This is a genomic window from Xenorhabdus beddingii, assembly GCF_002127545.1.
Lineage (GTDB): Bacteria > Pseudomonadota > Gammaproteobacteria > Enterobacterales > Enterobacteriaceae > Xenorhabdus > Xenorhabdus beddingii.
On record NZ_MUBK01000027.1, the window covers coordinates 14,418 to 36,623 of the forward strand.

The 22,206-nt window shown below is 45.5% G+C and carries 22 protein-coding genes, 6 tRNA genes and 1 pseudogene; 24 read left to right on the forward strand and 5 right to left on the reverse strand.

Translation table 11 applies throughout. The features are described 5' to 3' along the window. Positions 1-3: 3 nt before the first annotated feature. The 7 genes from nagC to Xbed_RS14805 all read left to right on the forward strand — a co-directional run bounded on the left by nagC (position 4) and on the right by Xbed_RS14805 (position 2,068). Positions 4-1,227 (forward strand): DNA-binding transcriptional regulator NagC, encoded by a 1,224-nt coding sequence (gene nagC, locus Xbed_RS14775; RefSeq protein WP_086113675.1) that lies wholly within the window; start codon positions 4-6, stop codon positions 1,225-1,227. Positions 1,228-1,381: 154 nt separating this feature from the next. Further along, positions 1,382-1,458 (forward strand) — tRNA-Met (locus Xbed_RS14780). Between the two features lie 5 nt (positions 1,459-1,463). Continuing rightward, positions 1,464-1,548, forward strand: a tRNA-Leu gene (locus Xbed_RS14785). Positions 1,549-1,617: 69 nt separating this feature from the next. Then, positions 1,618-1,692, forward strand: a tRNA-Gln gene (locus Xbed_RS14790). Between the two features lie 89 nt (positions 1,693-1,781). Next, positions 1,782-1,856, forward strand: a tRNA-Gln gene (locus Xbed_RS14795). Between the two features lie 42 nt (positions 1,857-1,898). Next, a tRNA-Met gene (locus tag Xbed_RS14800) sits at positions 1,899-1,975 on the forward strand. Between the two features lie 18 nt (positions 1,976-1,993). Next, positions 1,994-2,068 (forward strand) — tRNA-Gln (locus tag Xbed_RS14805). A gap of 439 nt (positions 2,069-2,507) precedes the next feature. Here Xbed_RS14805 and Xbed_RS14815 read toward each other — a convergent pair. The 4 genes and pseudogenes from Xbed_RS14815 to ubiF all read right to left on the reverse strand — a co-directional run bounded on the left by Xbed_RS14815 (position 2,508) and on the right by ubiF (position 4,784). Next, complete coding sequence (locus tag Xbed_RS14815) at positions 2,508-2,837, reverse strand: type II toxin-antitoxin system RelE/ParE family toxin (protein WP_086113677.1); 330 nt, start codon at positions 2,835-2,837, stop codon at positions 2,508-2,510. Continuing rightward, complete coding sequence (locus Xbed_RS14820; RefSeq protein ID WP_086113678.1) at positions 2,806-3,042, reverse strand: ParD-like family protein; 237 nt, start codon at positions 3,040-3,042, stop codon at positions 2,806-2,808. The genes Xbed_RS14815 and Xbed_RS14820 overlap by 32 nt, the downstream gene beginning before the upstream one ends. Positions 3,043-3,323: 281 nt before the next feature. Beyond that, positions 3,324-3,407: pseudogene (locus Xbed_RS20825) on the reverse strand (Thoeris anti-defense Tad2 family protein); the annotation flags it as partial. 189 nt (positions 3,408-3,596) lie between these two features. Continuing rightward, positions 3,597-4,784 carry a 3-demethoxyubiquinol 3-hydroxylase gene (ubiF, locus tag Xbed_RS14825; protein ID WP_167371929.1) on the reverse strand — a complete coding sequence of 396 codons (1,188 nt, stop codon included), beginning with the start codon at positions 4,782-4,784 and terminating at the stop codon, positions 3,597-3,599. A gap of 218 nt (positions 4,785-5,002) precedes the next feature. On the opposite strand from ubiF, the gene miaB reads away from it, so the two are divergent. The 7 genes from miaB (at position 5,003) to Xbed_RS14860 (ending at position 11,901) form a co-directional block, all read left to right on the forward strand. Beyond that, positions 5,003-6,433: a tRNA (N6-isopentenyl adenosine(37)-C2)-methylthiotransferase MiaB gene (gene miaB, locus Xbed_RS14830; protein WP_086113680.1), complete on the forward strand. Its 1,431-nt coding sequence runs from the start codon at positions 5,003-5,005 to the stop codon at positions 6,431-6,433. A gap of 93 nt (positions 6,434-6,526) precedes the next feature. After that, positions 6,527-7,504 (forward strand): PhoH family protein, encoded by a 978-nt coding sequence (locus tag Xbed_RS14835; RefSeq protein ID WP_422641368.1) that lies wholly within the window; start codon positions 6,527-6,529, stop codon positions 7,502-7,504. Beyond that, positions 7,501-7,968, forward strand: a complete 468-nt coding sequence (gene ybeY / locus Xbed_RS14840; RefSeq protein ID WP_086113682.1) for an rRNA maturation RNase YbeY — start codon at positions 7,501-7,503, stop codon at positions 7,966-7,968. Before Xbed_RS14835 ends, ybeY begins: the two co-directional genes overlap by 4 nt. 73 nt (positions 7,969-8,041) lie before the next feature. After that, the gene (corC, locus tag Xbed_RS14845; protein ID WP_086113683.1) at positions 8,042-8,920 is read left to right on the forward strand and encodes a CNNM family magnesium/cobalt transport protein CorC; all 879 of its coding nucleotides are present in this window, start codon (positions 8,042-8,044) and stop codon (positions 8,918-8,920) included. A gap of 9 nt (positions 8,921-8,929) precedes the next feature. Further along, positions 8,930-10,459 (forward strand): apolipoprotein N-acyltransferase, encoded by a 1,530-nt coding sequence (gene lnt / locus Xbed_RS14850; RefSeq protein WP_086113684.1) that lies wholly within the window; start codon positions 8,930-8,932, stop codon positions 10,457-10,459. 139 nt (positions 10,460-10,598) lie between these two features. Then, positions 10,599-11,492 carry a hypothetical protein gene (locus Xbed_RS14855; RefSeq protein WP_086113685.1) on the forward strand — a complete coding sequence of 298 codons (894 nt, stop codon included), beginning with the start codon at positions 10,599-10,601 and terminating at the stop codon, positions 11,490-11,492. Then, on the forward strand, positions 11,485-11,901 hold the full coding sequence (locus Xbed_RS14860; RefSeq protein WP_244182509.1) for a DUF1240 domain-containing protein: 417 nt from the start codon (positions 11,485-11,487) through the stop codon (positions 11,899-11,901). Before Xbed_RS14855 ends, Xbed_RS14860 begins: the two co-directional genes overlap by 8 nt. 23 nt (positions 11,902-11,924) lie before the next feature. Here the strand turns inward: Xbed_RS14860 and Xbed_RS14865 are convergent, their stop codons facing one another. Then, the gene (locus Xbed_RS14865) at positions 11,925-12,404 is read right to left on the reverse strand and encodes an Hcp family type VI secretion system effector (protein ID WP_086113686.1); all 480 of its coding nucleotides are present in this window, start codon (positions 12,402-12,404) and stop codon (positions 11,925-11,927) included. A 644-nt stretch (positions 12,405-13,048) separates the two neighbouring features. On the opposite strand from Xbed_RS14865, the gene Xbed_RS14870 reads away from it, so the two are divergent. The 10 genes from Xbed_RS14870 (at position 13,049) to rlmH (ending at position 22,183) form a co-directional block, all read left to right on the forward strand. Continuing rightward, entirely contained in the window at positions 13,049-13,936 is an 888-nt protein-coding gene (locus tag Xbed_RS14870; RefSeq protein WP_422641367.1) for an amino acid ABC transporter substrate-binding protein, read from the forward strand. A 119-nt stretch (positions 13,937-14,055) separates the two neighbouring features. Then, positions 14,056-14,796, forward strand: a complete 741-nt coding sequence (locus Xbed_RS14875) for an amino acid ABC transporter permease (RefSeq protein WP_086113688.1) — start codon at positions 14,056-14,058, stop codon at positions 14,794-14,796. 4 nt (positions 14,797-14,800) lie between these two features. Continuing rightward, positions 14,801-15,475, forward strand: a complete 675-nt coding sequence (gltK, locus tag Xbed_RS14880; protein WP_086113689.1) for a glutamate/aspartate ABC transporter permease GltK — start codon at positions 14,801-14,803, stop codon at positions 15,473-15,475. Then, complete coding sequence (locus Xbed_RS14885) at positions 15,475-16,200, forward strand: amino acid ABC transporter ATP-binding protein (protein ID WP_086113690.1); 726 nt, start codon at positions 15,475-15,477, stop codon at positions 16,198-16,200. Before gltK ends, Xbed_RS14885 begins: the two co-directional genes overlap by 1 nt. 198 nt (positions 16,201-16,398) lie before the next feature. Then, complete coding sequence (gene leuS / locus Xbed_RS14890) at positions 16,399-18,981, forward strand: leucine--tRNA ligase (protein ID WP_086113691.1); 2,583 nt, start codon at positions 16,399-16,401, stop codon at positions 18,979-18,981. 60 nt (positions 18,982-19,041) lie between these two features. Then, on the forward strand, positions 19,042-19,587 hold the full coding sequence (gene lptE, locus Xbed_RS14895) for an LPS assembly lipoprotein LptE (RefSeq protein ID WP_208612253.1): 546 nt from the start codon (positions 19,042-19,044) through the stop codon (positions 19,585-19,587). After that, the gene (gene holA / locus Xbed_RS14900; protein WP_086113693.1) at positions 19,584-20,615 is read left to right on the forward strand and encodes a DNA polymerase III subunit delta; all 1,032 of its coding nucleotides are present in this window, start codon (positions 19,584-19,586) and stop codon (positions 20,613-20,615) included. The genes lptE and holA overlap by 4 nt, the downstream gene beginning before the upstream one ends. Beyond that, positions 20,608-21,285 (forward strand): nicotinate-nucleotide adenylyltransferase, encoded by a 678-nt coding sequence (gene nadD, locus Xbed_RS14905; protein WP_086113694.1) that lies wholly within the window; start codon positions 20,608-20,610, stop codon positions 21,283-21,285. Before holA ends, nadD begins: the two co-directional genes overlap by 8 nt. A gap of 98 nt (positions 21,286-21,383) precedes the next feature. Then, the gene (gene rsfS / locus Xbed_RS14910) at positions 21,384-21,710 is read left to right on the forward strand and encodes a ribosome silencing factor (RefSeq protein WP_086113718.1); all 327 of its coding nucleotides are present in this window, start codon (positions 21,384-21,386) and stop codon (positions 21,708-21,710) included. Positions 21,711-21,712: 2 nt separating this feature from the next. Then, positions 21,713-22,183 carry a 23S rRNA (pseudouridine(1915)-N(3))-methyltransferase RlmH gene (rlmH, locus tag Xbed_RS14915; protein WP_086113695.1) on the forward strand — a complete coding sequence of 157 codons (471 nt, stop codon included), beginning with the start codon at positions 21,713-21,715 and terminating at the stop codon, positions 22,181-22,183. Positions 22,184-22,206 lie beyond the last annotated feature (23 nt).

Here is a 22,206-nt window from a genome sequence, read left to right on the forward strand (position 1 = left end):
CTGATGAGTAATGAAAACGCACAAAAGCAAATCGGTAATATTGATTTAGTCAAGCAACTGAATGGTGCTGTGGTCTATCGGTTGATTGATCAGCATGGGCCAATATCACGCATTCAAATTGCAGAAGAGAGCCAACTTGCCCCCGCTAGTGTAACCAAAATTACTCGTCAGTTATTGGAACGCGGCCTGATAAAAGAGGTCGAACACCAAGCCTCCACGGGAGGAAGACGTGCAATTTCCATTATCACTGAAACCCGCCATTTCCATACTATTGGCATTCGACTTGGGCGCCATGATGCAACGGTGGCGCTATTCGATATGAACGGTAAGACATTGGTGGAAGAGCATTACCCGGTGTCGGAAAATACTCAACAGGCAGTCGAAAAGCGAATTATTTTCGCCATTGAGGATTTCATTGACAAAAACCAACGCCGGCTCCGTGAATTGATCGCAATTTCAGTGATCCTGCCGGGTTTGGTTGATCCTGATAAAGGCGTTGTCCGCTATATGCCACACATTAAGGTAGATAACTGGCCTCTGGTTAAAACCCTCAGAGATCATTTCAATACCTTCTGTTTTATTGGGCATGATATCCGCAGCCTGGCATTGGCTGAAAATTACTTTGGGGCAACCCGTGATTGTGAGGACTCCATTCTGGTGCGTATCCATCGCGGCACGGGAGCGGGTGTTATCGTAAACAACAATATCCTGCGCAACAAACGTGGTAATCTGGGCGAAATAGGCCATATCCAAATCGAGCCGCTGGGTGAACGCTGTCATTGCGGTAATTTTGGTTGTCTGGAAACCATCGCGTCTAATTCAGCCATAGAAGCCAGAGTACAGCATCAGTTACGTCAAGGCTTCCCAAGCCAGCTTGCCTTGAATAACTGCAACATTCATGCCATCTGCCTCGCAGCCAATGCGGGTGACCCACTGGCAACAGAAGTGATCAGGCAGGTAGGGCATTATCTTGGCAAAGCCATTTCCATCGCGATTAACTTATTTAATCCTCAGAAGGTCGTCATTGCGGGAGAAATCACAGAGGCAGAATCGGTTTTAATCCCTGCCATACAGAGTTGCATCAATACACAGGTCTTACAGGCATTCCGTGAAGACCTCCCTGTCGTCATTTCTGAGCTGAATCACGGTTCTGCTATTGGTGCCTTTGCACTCACAAAACGCGCTATGCTTAATGGTGTACTGCTGCAACATCTTCTTGGGGGATAATTTCAGCTTTTTTGTCGAGTTTGTCCGCAAAATGATTACAGGACAAACAAACGAATGCTTTTGTGCATATTTATTTAAAAAAGCAGTTGACGCATCTCTCTGATATACGCATAATGCGCCCCGCACCGCCGATGAAGGCAAAGCAAAAAAAGATGGCTACGTAGCTCAGCTGGTTAGAGCACAGCACTCATAATGCTGGGGTCACAGGTTCGATTCCCGTCGTAGCCACCATCTTTGCGGGAGTGGCGAAATTGGTAGACGCACCAGATTTAGGTTCTGGCGCCGCAAGGTGTGCGAGTTCAAGTCTCGCCTCCCGCACCATTTTCTTTATCGGTTTGTACTTAAAATGTGTTTTAGTCACGATTTTAAGTTTTAGTGTGTTGTTTCAGTTGGGGTATCGCCAAGCGGTAAGGCACCAGGTTTTGATCCTGGCATGCCCAGGTTCGAATCCTGGTACCCCAGCCATACAACTGAAGCAGCAGTAACATTAAAACGATGTCGCGTTAGATCAAAACAGTTTAAGAACAACAAAGGTTGCATTGATAATATTCAGTTGGGGTATCGCCAAGCGGTAAGGCACCAGGTTTTGATCCTGGCATACCCAGGTTCGAATCCTGGTACCCCAGCCATATTACTGAACGTTATCACAATCCCTTACGATTATCGTAAATGGCTACGTAGCTCAGCTGGTTAGAGCACAGCACTCATAATGCTGGGGTCACAGGTTCGATTCCCGTCGTAGCCACCATTCTTTTACGAATCCAATTGGGGTATCGCCAAGCGGTAAGGCACCGGATTCTGATTCCGGCATTCCCAGGTTCGAATCCTGGTACCCCAGCCATATTTTTCAATGTGTTACGTGAAGTGAAACATTGGAAAAGAGTAAAGAAAGAACAGAAAAAGAATATACAGTAAGAATATTCTTTGATTCATAATGCCACCACAAGGTGGTTTTTTTGTTCTTCCGTTATCAAAATTCAAGCCATAACTCCCCTATTGAAAATTTTTAACCTGCCACCAAATGATGCAACAGTTGCTGATTACGGGGATAAGCTCTCAGGGGCGGAATGCGCATATTCACATCTATCACGACCCCAAATCGCCCGCCTCCCCCTGTCCCACATTCCACACCGAATCTTTCGGCATCTGGACACGGACGTCTAAGCGCGTTCCTGCGGGTAAGTTAATAGAATGCCAACCGCAATAGAAGATACTGAGGTTCTGTAAGTGATTGCGGTGGTGAAATGAAAAAGGCCACGCAAATAGCGCAGCCTTGTGTATCATTTAATAAACTTTAGATCATCTTTCCTGTGCCGCTTTTGTTCCTGATAGAAATTTTCATGAGGACCCAAATTTAACAGGTAAAGCTCTATTTTCTCTTCAACCCAGTGATAACCAAGCAATGTTAGCTGGTTACTCAATTGAAACTTGTGAACACGAAGAAAACTCAAATCACCTTTCTTTTGTTCGCCAATTTCAGGGTTGTCGATAATTTTTTCTATTTCATCTTCCACGATGGCAAGAAGATTTTCAGGTAACTTAGATAATGCCTTAGAGAAACGCCTTGTTTCATAAACATCAATCTTGGGGATTTTTTGTCCTTCTGACATAACGCGACACCTTACCATTGTTGACTTCGCTTTTCGCCAGCAAGACATCAAGGATAAAAGAGTATGGCAAATCAGGGTTATCTTCAGCGATGCGGCCTATTTTTGCCCAATGCTCGATCTGCTTTGGCACACTCCTACTTGATGCTTCTGCGTGAATTTTTACATCATTCACGAAGTCATCATCTAAACGGATGCTAATAGCCATTTGCTTGCTCTCTCGATTTTTGTGTTACATGCGGTACTAACGCATACGCCTGCGCACTTATAATATGCGTCATTTTGTTTAGTAATGCAATCTTTTGTCGCGTTGAATAATTAAATAAATGATATCTTCGCTATCCGTGACCTTCATCAGGTGTTCAATTAATCCTGTCGGATTGGGATATCCGTGATGAACAGAGCGGGTTGTAAACTCTAAGTTGACAACGGGTAGAAATAAAAAAGGCCACACCGGGGCGCAGCCTTGAATTCAGAGTGTAGGATGATTTATTTCCAGTTGAAGCCAAAATGCAGTGTTTTACCTACGTTTTGTTTCAGTAAAGCGCCTAATTGTTCTGCGCCTTCAAAATCAAAAACATATGAGAACTGAGCGGCTTATTTAACAACGTCTACTGTCGCACCGCTTTCATGAGTGATATATGGCTGATCCCCTTTATAGAGGAATAGAGCCGGATATCTGCGGCCACAAGTTTCTTCCACTACGATAAGAAGATTCTCAGGTAATTTAGAGAATGCTTTAGAGAAACGCCTTAATACCCATCACAATCCCAATGCATATTTCAGCGCAAGATTTTTCATCATTCCTGAACGCTGCGCGGCCATCAATGCCAGGTTTCGTACCGTTTTCAATCCTGGCAAATCATTACTGAACGCGGTGTGGAAAAGATCCATCCCCGCCTGCATCACCAAATTATCCGGCATCCTGCGGCGCTGATAACGCATCAAAATCGTCAGGGAATCCCAATCTTCCGACAAGTCCTTAGCATTGGTCAGCACGTTGAGCAAAGCATCAACATCTCTATATCCCAAGTTCACGCCCTGCCCCGCCAATGGGTTAATGGTATGAGCCGCATCCCCCAGCAAAACTAACCCTTCTTGCACATAACGGCTGGCATGATGGCGAACCAAAGGAAATGAACCGGCCGCAATCGGGGTCACTTTGCCCAAGCGGGTCGGAAATGCCTTAAAAATTTCTCGCTCAAGTTGCCCCATTGTCATTGACTGCAATTGGCGAATACGGGCGGGGGAATCATACCAAACCAGTGAAGCCCACTGATCAAACAGCGGCAGGAAAGCTCTGGGGCCAGAAGGGAAAAACTGTTGCCATGTTGTATCTTGTTGAGGCTGCTCAGTCTTCACGGTTATCAGCATACACGACTGCCGATACTCCCATCCCCGACTGCCAATATTGGCCAATTGACGGACTTGAGAACGGGCACCATCTGCACCAATGATCAGACGAGTATCGATTTCCATGCCATCTGCCAATGTCACCCGCCATATTTTATCCTCATGTCGACGCTGCATCGATTTCAGCGCCGCAGGACAAAACAGAGTCAGGTTCGGGTAACGCTCAAACTCCTGCCACAATCCCAGCTGCAAAATGCGGTTTTCCACCATATAGCCCAATTCTGGCAACCCAAGGCTATTGGCATCAAAAGTCACATTGGAATCATTCTGTTCCCATGTCTCCAGTTTGCGATAAGGGGCACTGCGCATCTGCAATACATTTTTCCACGCTCCCAATTGTTTCAATAAATCCACGGAAGCACAGCTAATCGCAGACACACGAATATCAGGTTTACTGCCCGCATCATAAGGCACGGGTGGCTGGTGTTCCAATAATGCAACGCGCCAGCCTTCCTGTGCCAATCCCAGTGCTGTCGCGGCACCAACCATGCCGGCTCCCACGACAACGATATCGAATTTTGGTTGTGGATTATTCATACCTATCACATGATTAGCTTATTGATTAAAAGAGTGTACCGGAAATAGTGTACCGGAATTTTCGCTTTCCGGCTGTGAATATCCGCTGTTACAGTCTGGTCACTCGTGCCTCAAATGACTACAATAGCCAACAATATTATGCTAAATACACTATGTGCAATACATTGCGCTTTTCAGTGTTGAAGCATCATTCCACTGGAAACACCGGATACAAAAAAATGTCGACGATAAAAAAACTGTACATCAAAACCTGGGGCTGTCAGATGAATGAATACGATTCATCCAAGATGGCCGACCTTCTGGAAACCACTCACGGTTATCAGTTGACCGATGTCGCCGAAGAAGCGGATATTTTACTCCTGAATACGTGTTCAATCCGTGAAAAAGCGCAGGAAAAAGTCTTTCACCAACTTGGTCGCTGGAAGGGATTAAAAGACAAAAACCCTGAAATCATTATTGGCGTAGGGGGTTGCGTAGCTTCTCAGGAAGGGGATTTCATTCGCCAGCGCGCACCTAGCGTCGATATTATCTTCGGGCCACAAACCCTGCACCGCCTGCCTGAAATGATTAACCACGTAAAAGGCACCCGCAGCCCAATCGTTGATATCAGTTTCCCTGAGATAGAAAAATTCGACCGTCTGCCGGAACCTCGTGCCGAAGGCCCCAGCGCATTCGTTTCCATCATGGAAGGCTGTAATAAATACTGCACATTCTGCGTCGTTCCTTATACCCGTGGGGAAGAAGTCAGCCGTCCTTGTGACGATATTCTGTTTGAGATTGCTCAACTTGCCGCACAGGGCGTCCGTGAAGTTAACCTGCTCGGTCAGAATGTCAATGCCTACCGTGGTGCCACATTTGATGGAGATATCTGCACATTTGCGGAACTGCTGCGTCTGGTTGCGGCCATTGACGGTATCGACCGCATCCGCTTCACCACCAGCCATCCCATTGAATTCACAGATGATATCATCGCAGTCTACGAGGACACGCCCGAGTTGGTCAGCTACCTGCACCTGCCCGTCCAAAGTGGTTCTGACCGCATTCTGACCATGATGAAACGTGCCCATACCGCGCTGGAATACAAAGGTATCATTCGCCGCCTGCGTAAAGCCCGCCCTGACATTTTGATTAGTTCTGACTTCATCATCGGCTTCCCGGGGGAGACTCAGGATGATTTCGAAAAAACCATGAAACTGATCGCCGATGTCAACTTCGACATGAGTTTCAGCTTTATCTATTCAGCACGTCCAGGAACCCCTGCGGCCGATTTGCCTGATGACGTGAGTGAAGAGGAAAAGAAACAGCGTTTATACTTACTCCAACAACGCATCAACCAACAGGCCATGAGTTTCAGCCGTGCGATGATTGGCAGTACACAACGTATTCTCGTTGAAGGCCCATCCCGCAAAAATATCATGGAACTTTCCGGCCGTGCTGAGAATAACCGCGTGGTTAACTTTGAAGGGACGCCGGACATGATTGGCAAATTCGTTGATGTCGAAATTGTTGATGTCTACGCCAACTCCCTGCGCGGTAAAGTTATCCGAACGGAAGATGAGATGGATCTCCGTGTCCATGAGTCACCTGAATCCGTCATTGCGCGTACTCGCAAGGAAGATGAAATCGGCGTTGGTTTTTATCAACCTTAACCGGTCCTAACATAGAGATAATCAGTGACACAAATTAACCCACAAGTAGCAACACAAGAAATTTTTCTGGAACCCACAGATAATCAACGTCTAATGAGCCTGTGTGGACCACTTGATGATAATCTGAAACAACTTGAGCGTCGTTTGGGTATCGAAATCAGCCGCCGCGACAATCGTTTCAAACTGATAGGTAAGCCACTGTGTGTAAACGCAGCCGCAGGAATTCTGCGTCACCTTTATGTCGAAACCGCTCCTGTACGCGGCGTGATACCCGCTCTTGAACCTGAACAGGTTCATCTGGCCATCACCGAAAGCCGCATACTGGAACAGGTCGCAGAAAGTGTGCCTGAATACGGCAAGGCCGTGAATATCAAAACCAAGCGGGGTGTTATAAAGCCCCGTACACCCAATCAGGCGCAATATATTGCCAATATCCTGACGCACGATATCACGTTCGGGGTCGGGCCTGCGGGAACAGGGAAAACCTATTTGGCCGTCGCTGCTGCTGTTGATGCACTGGAACGTCAGGAAATTCGCCGTATTCTGCTGACCCGCCCTGCGGTTGAGGCCGGAGAAAAATTAGGCTTCCTGCCCGGTGACCTGAGTCAGAAAGTCGACCCTTATCTGCGTCCACTTTATGACGCCCTGTTTGAAATGTTGGGATTTGAAAAAGTTGAGAAGCTGATCGAAAGAAACGTTATTGAAGTGGCACCACTGGCTTATATGCGTGGACGAACCCTCAATGATGCCTTTATTATTCTCGATGAAAGCCAGAACACGACCATCGAACAGATGAAAATGTTTCTGACCCGCATTGGCTTTAACTCCAAGGCAGTCATTACGGGTGACGTCACCCAAATTGACCTGCCAAGAGGGCAAAAATCAGGCTTGGGCCACGCAGTGGAAGTTTTATCTGATGTTGACGAACTGAGTTTTAACTTCTTGCATAGCGAAGACGTTGTCCGCCATCCGGTGGTTGCAAAAGTGGTTGTCGCCTATGAAATATGGGAAGCCGCAGAGCAGGAGCGCAAAAAAGCGCTTAATGAAAAACGCAGACAGGAAGCACAATGAGTTCAGTAATATTAGATTTGCAAATTGCATGTGAAAATCCGGCGGGGCTTCCTGATGAAGCCCTCTTCCAACATTGGTTGGAAGGGGTTCTGCCACAATTTCAGGCAGAAAGTGAAGTCACAATACGTTTGGTCGATGAGGCAGAAAGCCACGATTTAAACCTCACTTATCGAGGGAAAGATAAACCAACCAATGTGTTATCCTTTCCATTTGAAGCACCACCTGAAATTGAGTTACCTTTGCTCGGTGATTTAATCATCTGCCGACAAGTTGTTGAAAAAGAGGCAGAGGAACAACAGAAAACGGCCGAAGAACACTGGGCACACATGGTCGTTCACGGCAGCCTTCATCTTCTGGGATATGACCATATCGAGGACGATGAAGCAGAGGAAATGGAATCTCTGGAAACAGAAATTCTAAAAAAAATGGGTTATCCTGATCCCTATCTAGCGGAAAAAGAATAACCCCTACCGACATTTTTATGTTAAACATTAAAATCTACGATTTTTATTAATGGGAAATTTTCATTAAAACGCCATGAGCGACGACCATCCTTCAAGTAACGATAGCCCTGGCCCTAAGAAAGGCTTCTTTGCGCTACTTAATCAGCTTTTTCACGGTGAGCCGAAAAACCGTGATGATTTGGTTGAACTGATCCGTGATTCTGAGCAGAACGACCTGATCGATCCTGATACCCGAGAGATGCTCGAAGGGGTAATGGATATTGCTGACCAGCGCGTGCGTGACATTATGATCCCACGCTCACAGATCGTTACCTTAAAACGCAATCAATCTCTGGACGAATGTCTGGATGTTATTATCGATTCGGCCCATTCACGTTTTCCCGTGATCAGCGAAGACAAAGATCACATCGAAGGCATATTGATGGCAAAAGACCTGCTGCCGTTCATGCGCACGAACGCAGAGCCTTTCAGCATTGATAAAGTTCTTCGCCAAGCGGTTGTGGTGCCAGAAAGCAAACGTGTTGACCGTCTGCTGAAAGAATTCCGTTCCCAACGTTACCATATGGCGATTGTGATCGATGAGTTTGGTGGTGTTTCGGGACTGGTCACCATTGAGGACATTCTTGAACTGATTGTGGGTGAAATAGAGGACGAATACGATGATGATGATGATAACGATATTCGCACGTTAAGCCGCCACTCCTATTCCGTTCGGGCATTGACTCAAATTGAGGATTTCAACGACGTTTTCGGTACTCATTTCAGCGATGAAGAGGTGGATACTATTGGCGGGCTGGTTATGCAGGCATTTGGGCATCTGCCTTCCCGTGGGGAGTCCGTTGCCATCAATGGTTATCTTTTCAAAGTGGCCATGTCTGATAGCCGTAAGATCATTCAGGTTCATGTAAAAATACCGAATGATGCTGACGTTCCTAGCCTTGATAAACAATAACAGGACCTGATGAACAAAGCCTCATTAATGAGTTGCCAGCGGCTACGTGCTGTGCTGGCACTTCTTTTCGGAGCCAGTGGCACACTGGCTTTTTCACCTTTTGATTTCTGGCCTGCTGCCCTCATTTCTCTTTTCGGCCTGCAAATCCTAACCTTAAACAGAACCCACCGTCAGGCTTTCTCCATCGGTTTATGTTGGGGACTGGGCTTATTTGGCAGTGGTGCCAACTGGGTTTATGTCAGTATCGCCAATTTTGGCGGTATGCCAACCGCCATCAATATCTTTTTGGTGATCCTGCTCTCTGCCTATCTCGCGCTTTATCCTGCGCTATTTGCTGGCCTACTGAACCGTTTTTTTCCGGCTTCCAGTGGTATCAGGCTAATCATTGCCAGCCCAGCGCTATGGCAATTAACCGAATTCTTGCGGAGCTGGGTATTAACCGGATTTCCGTGGTTACAATTCGGCTACAGTCAAATTGATGGCCCCATGAAAGCCATTGCGCCTATTCTGGGTGTGGAAGGTATAACCTTCTTACTGATGATGATCAGCGGGTTGCTGGTTTTTGCGGTTGTGCATAAAAAAGGGGCATCGGCCATCGTTGCCATTATCTTGCTGCTGTTACCGTGGCCAATGCGACACTACCAGTGGTATAACCTACAACCGGAAAAAGCCACTGATATCGCACTGGTTCAAGGCAATATCCCCCAGGACATCAAGTGGGACCCGGCGGTTCTTGGGAAGACGCTGGATATTTATCTGGATAATAGCCGTCCCTTCATTGGCAAAACGCCGATTATCATCTGGCCTGAATCTGCCATTCCTGATGATGAATACAACCAGAGTGATTTCCTGACTCATCTGGATAGCTTACTGAGACAGCACAAAACCAGCTTGATTACCGGCATTGTTGATGCCAGACCCACGCTGGAAGGTTATAAATTCTACAATAGCATTATCGTATTGGGTGATAAAACCCCTTATCAATATCCGGCCCCGACCCGTTATGACAAACATCATCTGGTCCCGTTTGGTGAGTTTGTTCCATTGGAGTCGATATTGCGCCCATTGGCACCTTTCTTCAATTTGCCGATGTCCTCTTTCAGCCGTGGTGATTATATCCAGCCCCAGCTTTCTGTTGCCGGCCACAATATTACTGCGGCTATCTGCTATGAAATTATTTTGGGCGAACAGGTACGTGATAACTTCAAACCTGATACGGAGTTTCTGCTCACGGTGTCTAATGATGCCTGGTTTGGGCGTTCCATCGGCCCGTGGCAACACTTCCAAATGGCTCGTATGCGCGCCCTTGAACTGGGTCGCCCTCTCCTGCGGGGAACCAATAATGGTATTACCGCCGTCATCAATCCCGATGGCTCAATTCAAGCGGAGATTCCACAGTTTACCCGACAGGTACTGGAAGCCAAAGTGACTCCCGCTACCGGTCTAACGCCTTATTTCCGCTTCGGAAACTGGCCAATATGGGGAGCAACGGTTCTGTTTCTCATCCTTGGTTTTATCAAAAATCGCCGCAGAATTTAATTTCTGCGGTTATTAAAATGTAGGCAGAAAAACCTGATCCAGCTCTCAATAATTCAGAAAATCTAAAGAAAAAATAGCTGAGTCCGATAAGATAAGAAGAGAAAAATGAATAAACATTAAATATAGAGGGAGTTATAAAATGAAATATGATCCCCGCTTAAGAACATGGGTTGAAGATGATTTCAATTATGAAGCAAATTTCAAAAAACAAATGGATCATATCAATTATAAAGATCTTGAAAAGCAACTCAATGAAAACATAGATTACTATGCACTATTAGATCAAGATGAAGCTATTATCTTTTTGAAAGCATTAGGGCGTGATCTTAAATCATTACGGGATGATACCTATTCAATAGCTGATCCATTGTCATCATTTGCTGGTAACATAAAAGATGCCCCTGGCGTTTTTAAAGTAGCCAAACATTTTAAACCTATAAATATCGGAATAACAACGCATATAATAAATGAATTAAAAGGAAAAGGTGTAAAAGCGATAGAATATTTAGGGAAAAATGGCGTAAGATATATAAAACTAACTGACACCCCAGGTGTCAGACGATACCTGAATGCGACAAGATATCTTATCAATAATAAAAAAATAATGGAAGTTGGCGTTGGTTCTGTGGCTATGGAAAGTAGTATTGCCTCAGGTGCCAGGTTCGGTATTGTATTTTCTGCTGCATATAGAGCCGTTGAATTAATGCTTAAAGATGAATATAGTCTGACAGATTTTTTTGTTAACGTATCAATGGATATGGCAAAGTTAATTGTATCGACAACAATAGCTAGGCTTACTGTTGGAGCAATAGTAACTTCGCCAATTTTTGCTATTGGGGCTAGTGCTACTGTTGTAGCTATTGGTGTTTTCCTAGTTGGAGTAGCTGTTGTTTATGGCTTATATTACTTAGATAGCAAATATAAAATCAGTGAAACTATAATTAAAAATTTAAAAGAACATAAGGCAAGATCGCCTAAACCTTATCATCCAGACCAATTTTTTAACATATGGGGCAGATATTCTCGTGGATAATGAAAACATTCCATCCAGAGTAAAAATATTTATTGTATCACTCGTTTTTATGAGCGTTGCTATATTTGGCGGATTAGCATCAATAGTTGATTATAATGGTCTTTTTACCAGAAGTGATATTATTACTTTTTCGTCAAAAAGCGCTTGGTTTATTTGGGGTAGTCCATTATGCATGTATTTCTCTTTACTATTACTCAAATACCTTATAACTAAAAAAAAGATAGTATTCAATAATAAAATAGGGAGTGCTTTTGGGCTGTTAGCTGTAATAGGATTTATTTTTACTTTGTTTTTTTCTTTCTATGTTGATTTTAAACTAAAAAATGAAAATTACATTACATGTGATAAATCATCATGGATGGCACCTAATAAATATGTGAAAGAAATATCATTATGTAAACAAGCATAGCATATTGCTATGCCCGTTATTATTTAATAGTTTCTGTCTTCCCATATGCTATAGGCTGATGTTCCGGCTGTGATATGATTCCATGATATAGATTTGTAATTTAAAAAAACTCTTTCATGTGGCATGGCATCGAAATTATTGATAGAATGTGGGTATACACAGGAAATATCAGTGATAGTGGCTTCCGTGATTTTTACTTCATAAAATAATTCCAATTGTCCAGTTTGACCTGTTCTGTAAAAAATAAATTTACCATTTAGCGATTCATTTGAATCTATTGCCATAGCTAACAATGGTGATGACTTATCTACTGGCTTAATAAATTCTATGGGTTGATGACTGACATTCTGCTGGCGCGTTATTGTGTGGTTTAAACTCAGTACCTGTATTTGGTCTTCGTGTCCATTTTGATATCTGTTTCCTATTGAATCGATGGTTGAACATCCGGCTGAAATTAAGCCTTGTTTTTTACCATTTAATGATAAATAAATCAGATATGACATAGCACTTACCATCCTAATTTTTTGTTAAAATGAAGTTAGGCATTAAGTCTTGCCAGAAAAATTTAACATATTAAAAATAATATCGATAGCCTTATCAAGAACAAAAAACTGCTTAAATCGCCTTTATTCCTGATGTTTATTAAAATATCCCAATACTTCCATTAAATGATATTTTGAATGGCGACCTAAAGCGCCATTTTCATTTATTTGTCTTCTTTGAATCTAAAGTGCAGGGCGACTACAGAACATCCTTTTTGAGATCATGCCTCCCATTTCCACAGGAAATTCCAATAAAACTCTCCCTGTCACTATTTTTGACAAAATTTATCCACAAAGAACAACATATATACAATCAGATCAAATAAAAAACAAAACATCATGCCAAACAGTGCAAAATGTGAACAACATCTAATATTGCTCTCTTTCAAATCACTTCAAGTGAAATTGTTTATTCAATAGTGCGAGACGGCTCGCGAAATAGAAACATAATAGTTTCAAAAAAGTAACATTTTGTATTATTTTTTTACGATACATAAACAAAAAACTCAAGGAATCGTTTCTATAAACAGTTCCATCCACCAACGTAGAAACACCAATATCTAGCAAACCCAAGTTCGCAAACATAATCGATAAAGGAGCTGTATATGCGTAAGTTGATGTTAAGCATGATGTTACTTAGCGCGGTAGGAGCTGCCCATGCTGAGGAACTGGCTGGTACACTAAAAAAAATCAAAGATAATGGCATTATCGTTGTTGGGCACAGAGAATCTTCGGTTCCATTCTCTTACTACGATAATCAGCAAAACGTTGTCGGTTACTCTCAAGATTATTCCAATTTGATCGTCAATGCTGTCAAGAAAAAGCTGGATATGCCTAACTTGCAAGTCAAGCTGATCCCGATTACCTCTCAGAACCGCATTCCCCTGCTGCAAAACGGGACCTTCGATTTTGAATGTGGTTCTACAACCAACAACCATGAACGGCAAAAACAAGCAGCATTCTCCAACACCATCTTTTCCGTCGGCACTCGTCTTCTGGCTAAAAAAGATTCAAACATCAAGGGATTTGATGATCTGGCAGGGAAAAATGTGGTTGTCACTTCTGGTACAACGTCTGAAATCTTGCTGAATAAACTCAATGATGAGAAACAAATGAAAATGCGCATCATCAGCGCCAAAGACCATGGTGATTCATTCCGTACCCTGGAATCAGGCCGCGCTGTCGCCTTTATGATGGATGATGCTTTACTCGCGGGTGAACGCGCAAAAGCCAAGAAACCCGATCAATGGATCATTGTTGGCAAACCACAATCGGAAGAAGCCTATGGCTGTATGCTACGCAAAGATGATCCCCAATTCAAAAAATTGATTGATGAGGTTATTGTCAAAGTGCAAACCTCCGGTGAAGCAGAAAAAATGTTTGATCGTTGGTTTAAAGAACCCATTCCACCTAAGAACCTGAATTTGAACTTCTCCATGTCAGATGAAATGAGAGCCTTGTTTAAATCACCAAACGACAAAGCATTGGATTAAGCAACGAACTAAAAAATCCCGATTTTATTGGTACGACGGGTATGAGGTAGTCGTTTCCTACCTCATTTTTTAGATCGTTTTTAGGCATTACCGCCAACCCCATTTCAGGGAGCATGATTATGTCTGTTGATTGGAATTGGGGCATCTTATTACAAGCGGCCCCATTTGGTAACACCACCTATTTGGGGTGGCTAATTTCTGGGTTTCAAGTCACCATCGCACTCTCCATCTGCGCCTGGATTATTGCACTTGTTGTCGGATCGTTGTTTGGTATTCTGCGGACGGCCCCGAACCGATTTCTTTCTGGATTGGGTGCCTGTTATGTGGAGCTGTTTCGTAATGTGCCCCTGATTGTCCAATTTTTTACCTGGTATCTGGTAGTCCCAGAGTTCTTGCCCCAAAGCCTGGGCGATTGGTTCAAAATGGAACTGGACCCCAATATTCAGTTTTTTATTTCTTCAGTCATTTGCCTGGGATTATTCACTGCCGCCCGCGTATGTGAACAGGTGCGCGCCGCAATTGAATCACTTCCCAGAGGACAGAAAGCCGCAGGGCTGGCAATGGGATTGACCCTGCCACAAACTTACCGTTATGTTCTGCTGCCAAACGCCTATCGGATTATCATTCCGCCAATGACGTCGGAAATGCTTAATCTGGTGAAAAATTCGGCCATCGCTTCCACTATCGGGCTGGTTGACATGGCGGCACAAGCCGGAAAATTACTGGATTACTCAGCACACGCCTATGAATCATTCACCGCGATCACGCTGGCTTATGTTGGCATCAATCTCGTGATCATGCTTGCCATGAGCAGACTTGAGAAGAAAATACGTTTACCGGGCAATCTGGGAGGGAGATAAAGCAATGTATCAATTCGATTGGAGTTCGATTATTCCCAGTTTGCCCTTTCTGCTGAATGGATTGGTAATAACGGCTAAGATCACTGTGGTCGCCATTATCATAGGTATTGTCTGGGGCACGGTTCTGGCGGTGATGCGTCTCTCATCCATTAAGATATTGCGCTGGTTTGCCACGCTATATGTTAACCTCTTTCGCTCAGTGCCATTGGTGATGGTGTTACTCTGGTTCTATCTGATTGTGCCTAACTTATTACAAAATGTTCTAGGCTTATCACCAAAAACCGATATTCGTTTAATTTCCGCAATGGTAGCTTTCTCACTATTTGAAGCCGCTTACTATTCTGAAATCATCCGGGCGGGCATTCAGAGTATCTCCCGCGGGCAATCCTCTGCGGCACTGGCGCTGGGTATGAGCCATATGCAAAGCCTGCGTCTGGTCATCCTGCCGCAGGCATTCCGGGCGATGATTCCATTATTGCTGACGCAAGGCATTGTCTTATTCCAAGATACCTCTCTGGTCTATGTACTGAGTCTGGCGGATTTTTTCCGTACAGCGACAACGATTGGTGAACGTGACGGCACTCAGGTTGAAATGGTTCTGTTTGCTGGCCTGGTTTATTTTGTCATTAGCTTTGCCGCTTCTATGCTGGTTAACTATTTGAAGAAAAGGACTGTTTAATGATTTCCCTGAAAAATGTATCCAAATGGTATGGCCAATTTCAGGTTCTTACTGACTGCTCAACTGAAGTTAAAAAAGGCGAGGTGGTTGTAGTCTGTGGGCCTTCTGGTTCCGGTAAATCCACACTGATAAAAACGGTCAATGGCCTTGAACCCGTCCAACAGGGTGAAATTCTGGTCAACGAAACAAAAGTCAATGACAAGGGCACGAATCTGGCACAATTGCGCTCCAAGGTCGGTATGGTGTTCCAACACTTTGAACTGTTTCCCCACCTCTCGATCATTGAAAATTTGACGCTGGCTCAAGTTAAGGTGCTAAAACGCGATAAGAAAGCCGCGACGGAAAAAGCGCTAAAATTACTGGAACGAGTGGGGTTGCTCAATCAGGCCGATAAGCTCCCCTCACAACTTTCCGGTGGTCAGCAACAACGTGTTGCCATCGCCCGTGCACTTTGCATGGACCCGATTGCGATGTTGTTTGATGAGCCGACTTCTGCACTTGATCCCGAAATGATCAATGAGGTGCTGGATGTCATGGTGGAGTTGGCAAAGGAAGGCATGACCATGATGGTCGTCACCCATGAGATGGGATTTGCCAGAAAAGTCGCCCACCGCGTTATTTTCATGGATGAGGGTAAAATTGTCGAAGACAGTCAGAAAGAGGATTTCTTTGCCCATCCTAAATCGGAACGCGCCCGCGATTTTCTGGCAAAAATTCTGCATTAATTTTTTCTCGTCGGCGGTGGGTAAAATGACCGCCGACTTTAAGTGCCATTAAAAAATAAGTTATTTTCCACATTCCACCTTTAACAAGAGTTGTTGCCCCTATCCCTTATCAGCTATGCTATGGAATCTTTGATTTCATAAACAAACCATGCACGCTAAAGGCGTCGCTTTATTACTCACCATAGGATTATCGGTGCCATGCAAGAACAATATCGTCCAGAAGACATAGAGCAACAAGTCCAGCTTCATTGGCAAGAGAAGCAAACGTTCAAAGTGACAGAAGACAACAGCAAAGAAAAATACTATTGCCTGTCTATGCTACCTTACCCTTCTGGTCGACTACATATGGGCCATGTCCGTAACTACACCATTGGTGATGTGATTTCCCGTTATCAACGCATGCTAGGGAAAAATGTTCTGCAACCCATCGGTTGGGATGCTTTCGGCCTGCCGGCAGAAGGGGCGGCGGTCAAAAATAACACCGCCCCTGCCCCGTGGACGTATTCCAACATCGAATATATGAAAAACCAGTTGAAGACGCTGGGTTTTGGTTATGATTGGGATCGTGAAGTGGCAACCTGTACCCCAGAATACTATCGTTGGGAACAGTGGTTCTTCACTCAGTTGTATGAAAAAGGTTTGGTATACAAAAAAACCTCTGCGGTTAACTGGTGTCCGCATGACCTGACCGTTCTGGCTAATGAGCAGGTTATTGATGGCTGCTGCTGGCGTTGTGATAGCCAAGTGGAGCGCAAAGAGATCCCTCAATGGTTCATTAAAATCACCGATTATGCTGAAGAACTGCTGAACGATCTGGATAAACTGGAAGATTGGCCTGAACAGGTCAAGATCATGCAACGCAACTGGATTGGCCGCTCTGAAGGTGTCGAAATCACGTTCAATGTTGCTGATAGCCAAGAAAAACTCACCGTTTATACCACTCGCCCGGATACGTTCATGGGAGCAACCTATGTTGCTGTCGCCGCCGGTCATCCACTGGCAAAACAAGCCGCAGAAAATAACCCGGAACTGGCAGAATTCATCAACGAATGCCGCAATACCAAAGTTGCCGAAGCAGATATGGCAACTATGGAGAAAAAAGGCGTGCCAACAGGCATGTTCGCCATTCATCCATTGACCAACGAAAAAATCGCGATCTGGGTGGCTAACTTTGTCCTGATGGAATACGGCACTGGCGCGGTGATGGCCGTACCTGCCCACGATCAACGCGATTGGGAGTTTGCGACCAAGTACAGCCTGCCAATGAACGTGGTGATTCTGGACAACGACGGCAATATCCCCAATATTCAGGATGCCGCCGCAACAGACAAAAATGCACTGGTTAATTCCGGTGAATTCAGCGGACTGAATAATGAAGAGGGCTTCAATGCTATCGCAGACAAACTGGTTGCGATGGGCGTTGGTCAGCGTAAAGTCAATTATCGCCTGCGTGACTGGGGTGTTTCCCGTCAGCGTTACTGGGGTGCCCCTATTCCAATGGCAACACTGGAAGATGGCACCGTTGTTCCTGTTCCGGCAGATCAATTGCCCGTGATCCTGCCGGAAGATGTCGTAATGGATGGGATCACCAGCCCAATCAAGGCCGATCCGGAATGGGCAAAAACGACCATCAACGGGCAGCCTGCCCTGCTGGAAACGGATACCTTTGATACCTTTATGGAATCTTCATGGTATTACGCACGTTATACCTGCCCGGATTATGACAAAGGCATGCTGGACCCGGCGGCGGCCAACTACTGGTTACCGGTGGATCAATATATCGGGGGTATTGAACACGCCATTATGCACCTGATGTACTTCCGTTTCTTCCACAAACTGATGCGCGATGCGGGCATGGTTAACTCCGATGAACCTGCCAAACGTCTGCTGTGCCAAGGCATGGTTCTGGCTGACGCGTTCTATTACACCGGCAACAACGGCGAAAAAATCTGGGTATCCCCGGCTGATGCTATTGTTGAGCGTGATGAGAAAGGCCGTACTATCAAAGCAACAGACACAGAAGGTCATGAACTGGTTTATACCGGCATGAGCAAAATGTCTAAGTCCAAGAACAATGGCATCGACCCACAAACTATGGTCGATAAATACGGCGCGGATACGGTTCGTCTGTTCATGATGTTCGCCGCCCCTCCAGAGCTGACCCTGGAATGGCAAGAATCGGGTGTAGAAGGTGCCAACCGTTTCCTGAAGCGCGTTTGGCGTTTGGTTCATGAGCACAGCAGTAAAGGGGCAGCCCAGCCGCTGGATATCAGTAGCCTGACGACGGAACAGAAAGATCTGCGCCGTGATCTGCACAAGACCATCGCAAAAGTCACCGATGATATTGGTCGCCGTCAAGCATTCAATACTGCGGTTGCTGCCATCATGGAACTGATGAATAAACTGACACGAACTCCACAGGAAACTGAACAGGATCGTGCTCTGATGCAGGAAGCACTGACGGCGGTTGTACGTATGCTTTCACCCATTACCCCACACGCCTGTTTCGTCATGTGGAAAGCGCTTGGCAATGAAAGTGACATTGATGTAGCTGCATGGCCACAGGCCGATGAGCAAGCCATGATAGACGATACTAAACTGGTCATCATTCAGGTTAATGGCAAAGTCCGTGGCCGCATTACAGTACCGGCAGATGCAACAAAAGAGTCTGTACAGGAGATGGCGACACAAGAATACAGTGTGACGAAATATCTTGAAGGCGTCAGTATTCGCAAGGTTATCTATATTCCAGGCAAGTTACTGAATCTGGTTGTTGGCTGATAACAGGAGGCCACTTTTGTGGGAAAGAACGCGGTGGGAAAAAACGTGACAGGAAATAATTTGCGGCATCGGATTCTCACGTTGTTGCTCGGGTTGGCGGTGCTAGTCACCGCTGGCTGCGGTTTTCATCTTCGTGGTACAACACAAGTACCCAAAGAGCTTCAAACGTTGCAATTGAGTTCAAATGATCCTTACGGGCCACTGGCACGCTCAGTGCGTCAGCAACTTCGTCTGAACGATGTCAAAATTGTTGAGCATGGCGATGCTTCAGTCCCTATCCTGAAACTTTTGGGTTCTGGTGAAAACAAAGAGACAGTTTCTGTCTTTCAGGATGGTAAAGCGGCTGAACGTCTGTTGGTGCTGCAAGTGGATGCGCAAATTCTGATGCCAGATGGCAGCATCTATCCATTGCAGGCAAGGGTTGATCGTTCTTTCTTTGATAACCCACTGGAAGCCTTGGCGAAAGATGCTGAAAATGAATTGGTTCAACAGGAAATGCGCGAACAAGCCGCCCACCAGCTTATGCGCCAATTGTTGACGGTTCATAGCGCAGAACTGCTGAAAGCTGAAGAAAAGCAGAAAGCTGCGGTTGCACAGAAACAATGATCCGACTTTATCCTGAACAACTTCTTTCGCAGCTCAATGAAGGGCTGCGAAGCAGCTATCTGCTATGGGGCAACGAACCATTGCTATTGCAGGAAAGTCAGGACAGTATCCGCAAAGTGGCTGAACAACATGGCTTTATGGAACATTTCACTTTCGCGTTGGATAACCATACCGATTGGGATGAAATTTTCAGCCTGTGTCAGTCACTGAGCCTGTTTACCAGCCGTCAGTCACTTATCCTGCTGCTGCCGGAAAATGGCCCGAATGCTTCAATGGCAGAACGGCTAACCAAGCTGTCGGAGTTACTGCATTCAGACATCCTGCTGATACTGCGTGGGCATAAGCTCACTAAAGCGCAGGAAAATAGCCCGTGGTTCAAGGCCATCGGGCAAAATGGCGTATACGTCAGTTGCCTGACACCAGAGCAAAGCCGTCTGCCCCAATGGGTCGCGCAACGAGCCAAAAATATGGGGTTATCACTGGAAGGTGAAGCCAATCAGCTATTGTGCTATTGCTATGAAGGGAATTTACTGGCGCTTGCCCAGGCACTGGAACGCCTTTCCCTGCTCCATCCCGATAACCGCCTGACACTGCTTCGCGTTGAAGAAGCGGTCAACGATGCCGCCCATTTTTCCCCCTATCATTGGGTTGATGCTCTGCTGGCCGGAAAAGTAAAACGGGCATGCCATATACTGAAACAACTTCGGCAAGAAGACACCGAAGCGGTCATCCTGCTTCGTACTATACAGCGGGAGCTGATGCTGCTGCTGGTACTTAAACGTCAGGATAAGAGCGTCCCTTTAAAAACATTATTTGATCAGCACAAAGTTTGGCAAAATCGCCGGCCATTGCTGACCACCGCATTACAGCGCCTGTCACAACAGGATCTGCAATCCGCCATACATTTGCTGACCCAGATGGAACTGCGCGTCAAACAGGATTATAGCCAATCCATTTGGGCTGACCTGGAAACGCTTTCCATGCTGTTATGCGGAAAACCATTACCAGAGAGCTTCCTGAATGCTTGATTCTCTTGATGCAACAACGGATACCGGTGCCCCGATTATTCAGGCACTGTTTGGCGGCACATTTGATCCCATCCATTATGGTCATTTGCGCCCAGTGGAAGCATTGGCACAACTCGTGGGGCTTAAGCAGGTTATTTTATTGCCTAATCACGTTCCCCCCCATCGTCCTCAGCCAGAGGCGACCGCCCAACAACGGCTGGAAATGGTGCGGCTGGCTGTAAAAGATAATCCGCTGTTTACCGTGGATACCCGCGAGCTGGAACGAAAAACCCCCTCTTACACAGTAGAAACCCTGAAATCCTTTCGTCAGGAGATAGGTGAACAACGTCCATTGGCATTCATTATCGGGCAGGATTCATTACAAACCCTCCACACATGGTATAAATGGGAAGAATTGCTCGACATCTGCCACTTATTGGTCTGTTCCCGCCCGGGTTATCAAAACCCGCTTTCAAATCCAGAAATGCAACAATGGTTCGAAAAACACCATGTTGACACCCCATTTCCATTGAGTCAAAAACCTCAGGGCTATATTTACCTGGCCGCCACTCCGTTGTTAAACATTTCGGCGACCAATATTCGCCAACGTCACCAACAGGGCCTAAGTTGTGATGATCTGCTTCCTCCATCGATACAAAATTATATCGATTCACGGGGACTATATAGATAATAGATAAATCATACCGTGAATTGCCGCCAAGTCGCTTACTTTTACAGAGATTGGCATGCTATTATTCCGCGTTATTCAACCAATTTTACAAAATAAAGGTGATCCTTTTGCAAGGCACAGAACTACAACAATTTGTTATTGATAAACTTGAAGATTCCAAAGCACAGGATATTGTTTCTATAGACGTTCGTGGAAAATCCAGCATTACTGACTGTATGGTTATCTGCACCGGAACATCAAGCCGCCATCTGATGTCTGTGGCAGACAACCTCGTTGATGATTGTCGCGAGGCTGGCATTATGCCTCTGGGTGTTGAAGGGCAAGGAATTTCCGATTGGGTCGTCGTCGACCTCGGCGAAATTATGGTTCATGTCATGCAGGAAGACAGCCGTCGCATGTATGAACTGGAAAAACTCTGGAGTTGAGTTTGAAGTTACAATTGATCGCTGTAGGAACAAAGATGCCGGACTGGGTTCAGACCGGCTTCATGGATTATTTGAACCGTTTTCCCAAAGATATGCCCTTTGAGCTGATTGAGATCCCAGCGGGAAAACGGGGCAAAAATGCAGACATCAAACGCATTCTGGAAAAGGAAGGCGAGCTGATGCTAGCCGCAGTGGGTAAAGGTCATCGCATCGTAACCCTGGATATTCCCGGCTCTCGTTGGGACACCCCGCAATTGGCACAACAGCTTGATCGCTGGAAGCTGGATGGCAGAAACGTCAGCTTGCTGATTGGCGGCCCGGAAGGTTTGGCCCCAGCCTGCAAATCGGCAGCGGAACAAAGCTGGTCACTTTCTCCGCTGACCATGCCTCACCCTCTTGTACGGGTTCTGGTTGCAGAAAGCCTTTATCGAGCGTGGAGCATCACAACTAACCACCCTTATCATCGGGAATAAATTGGGTAATCTATCACCGTGAA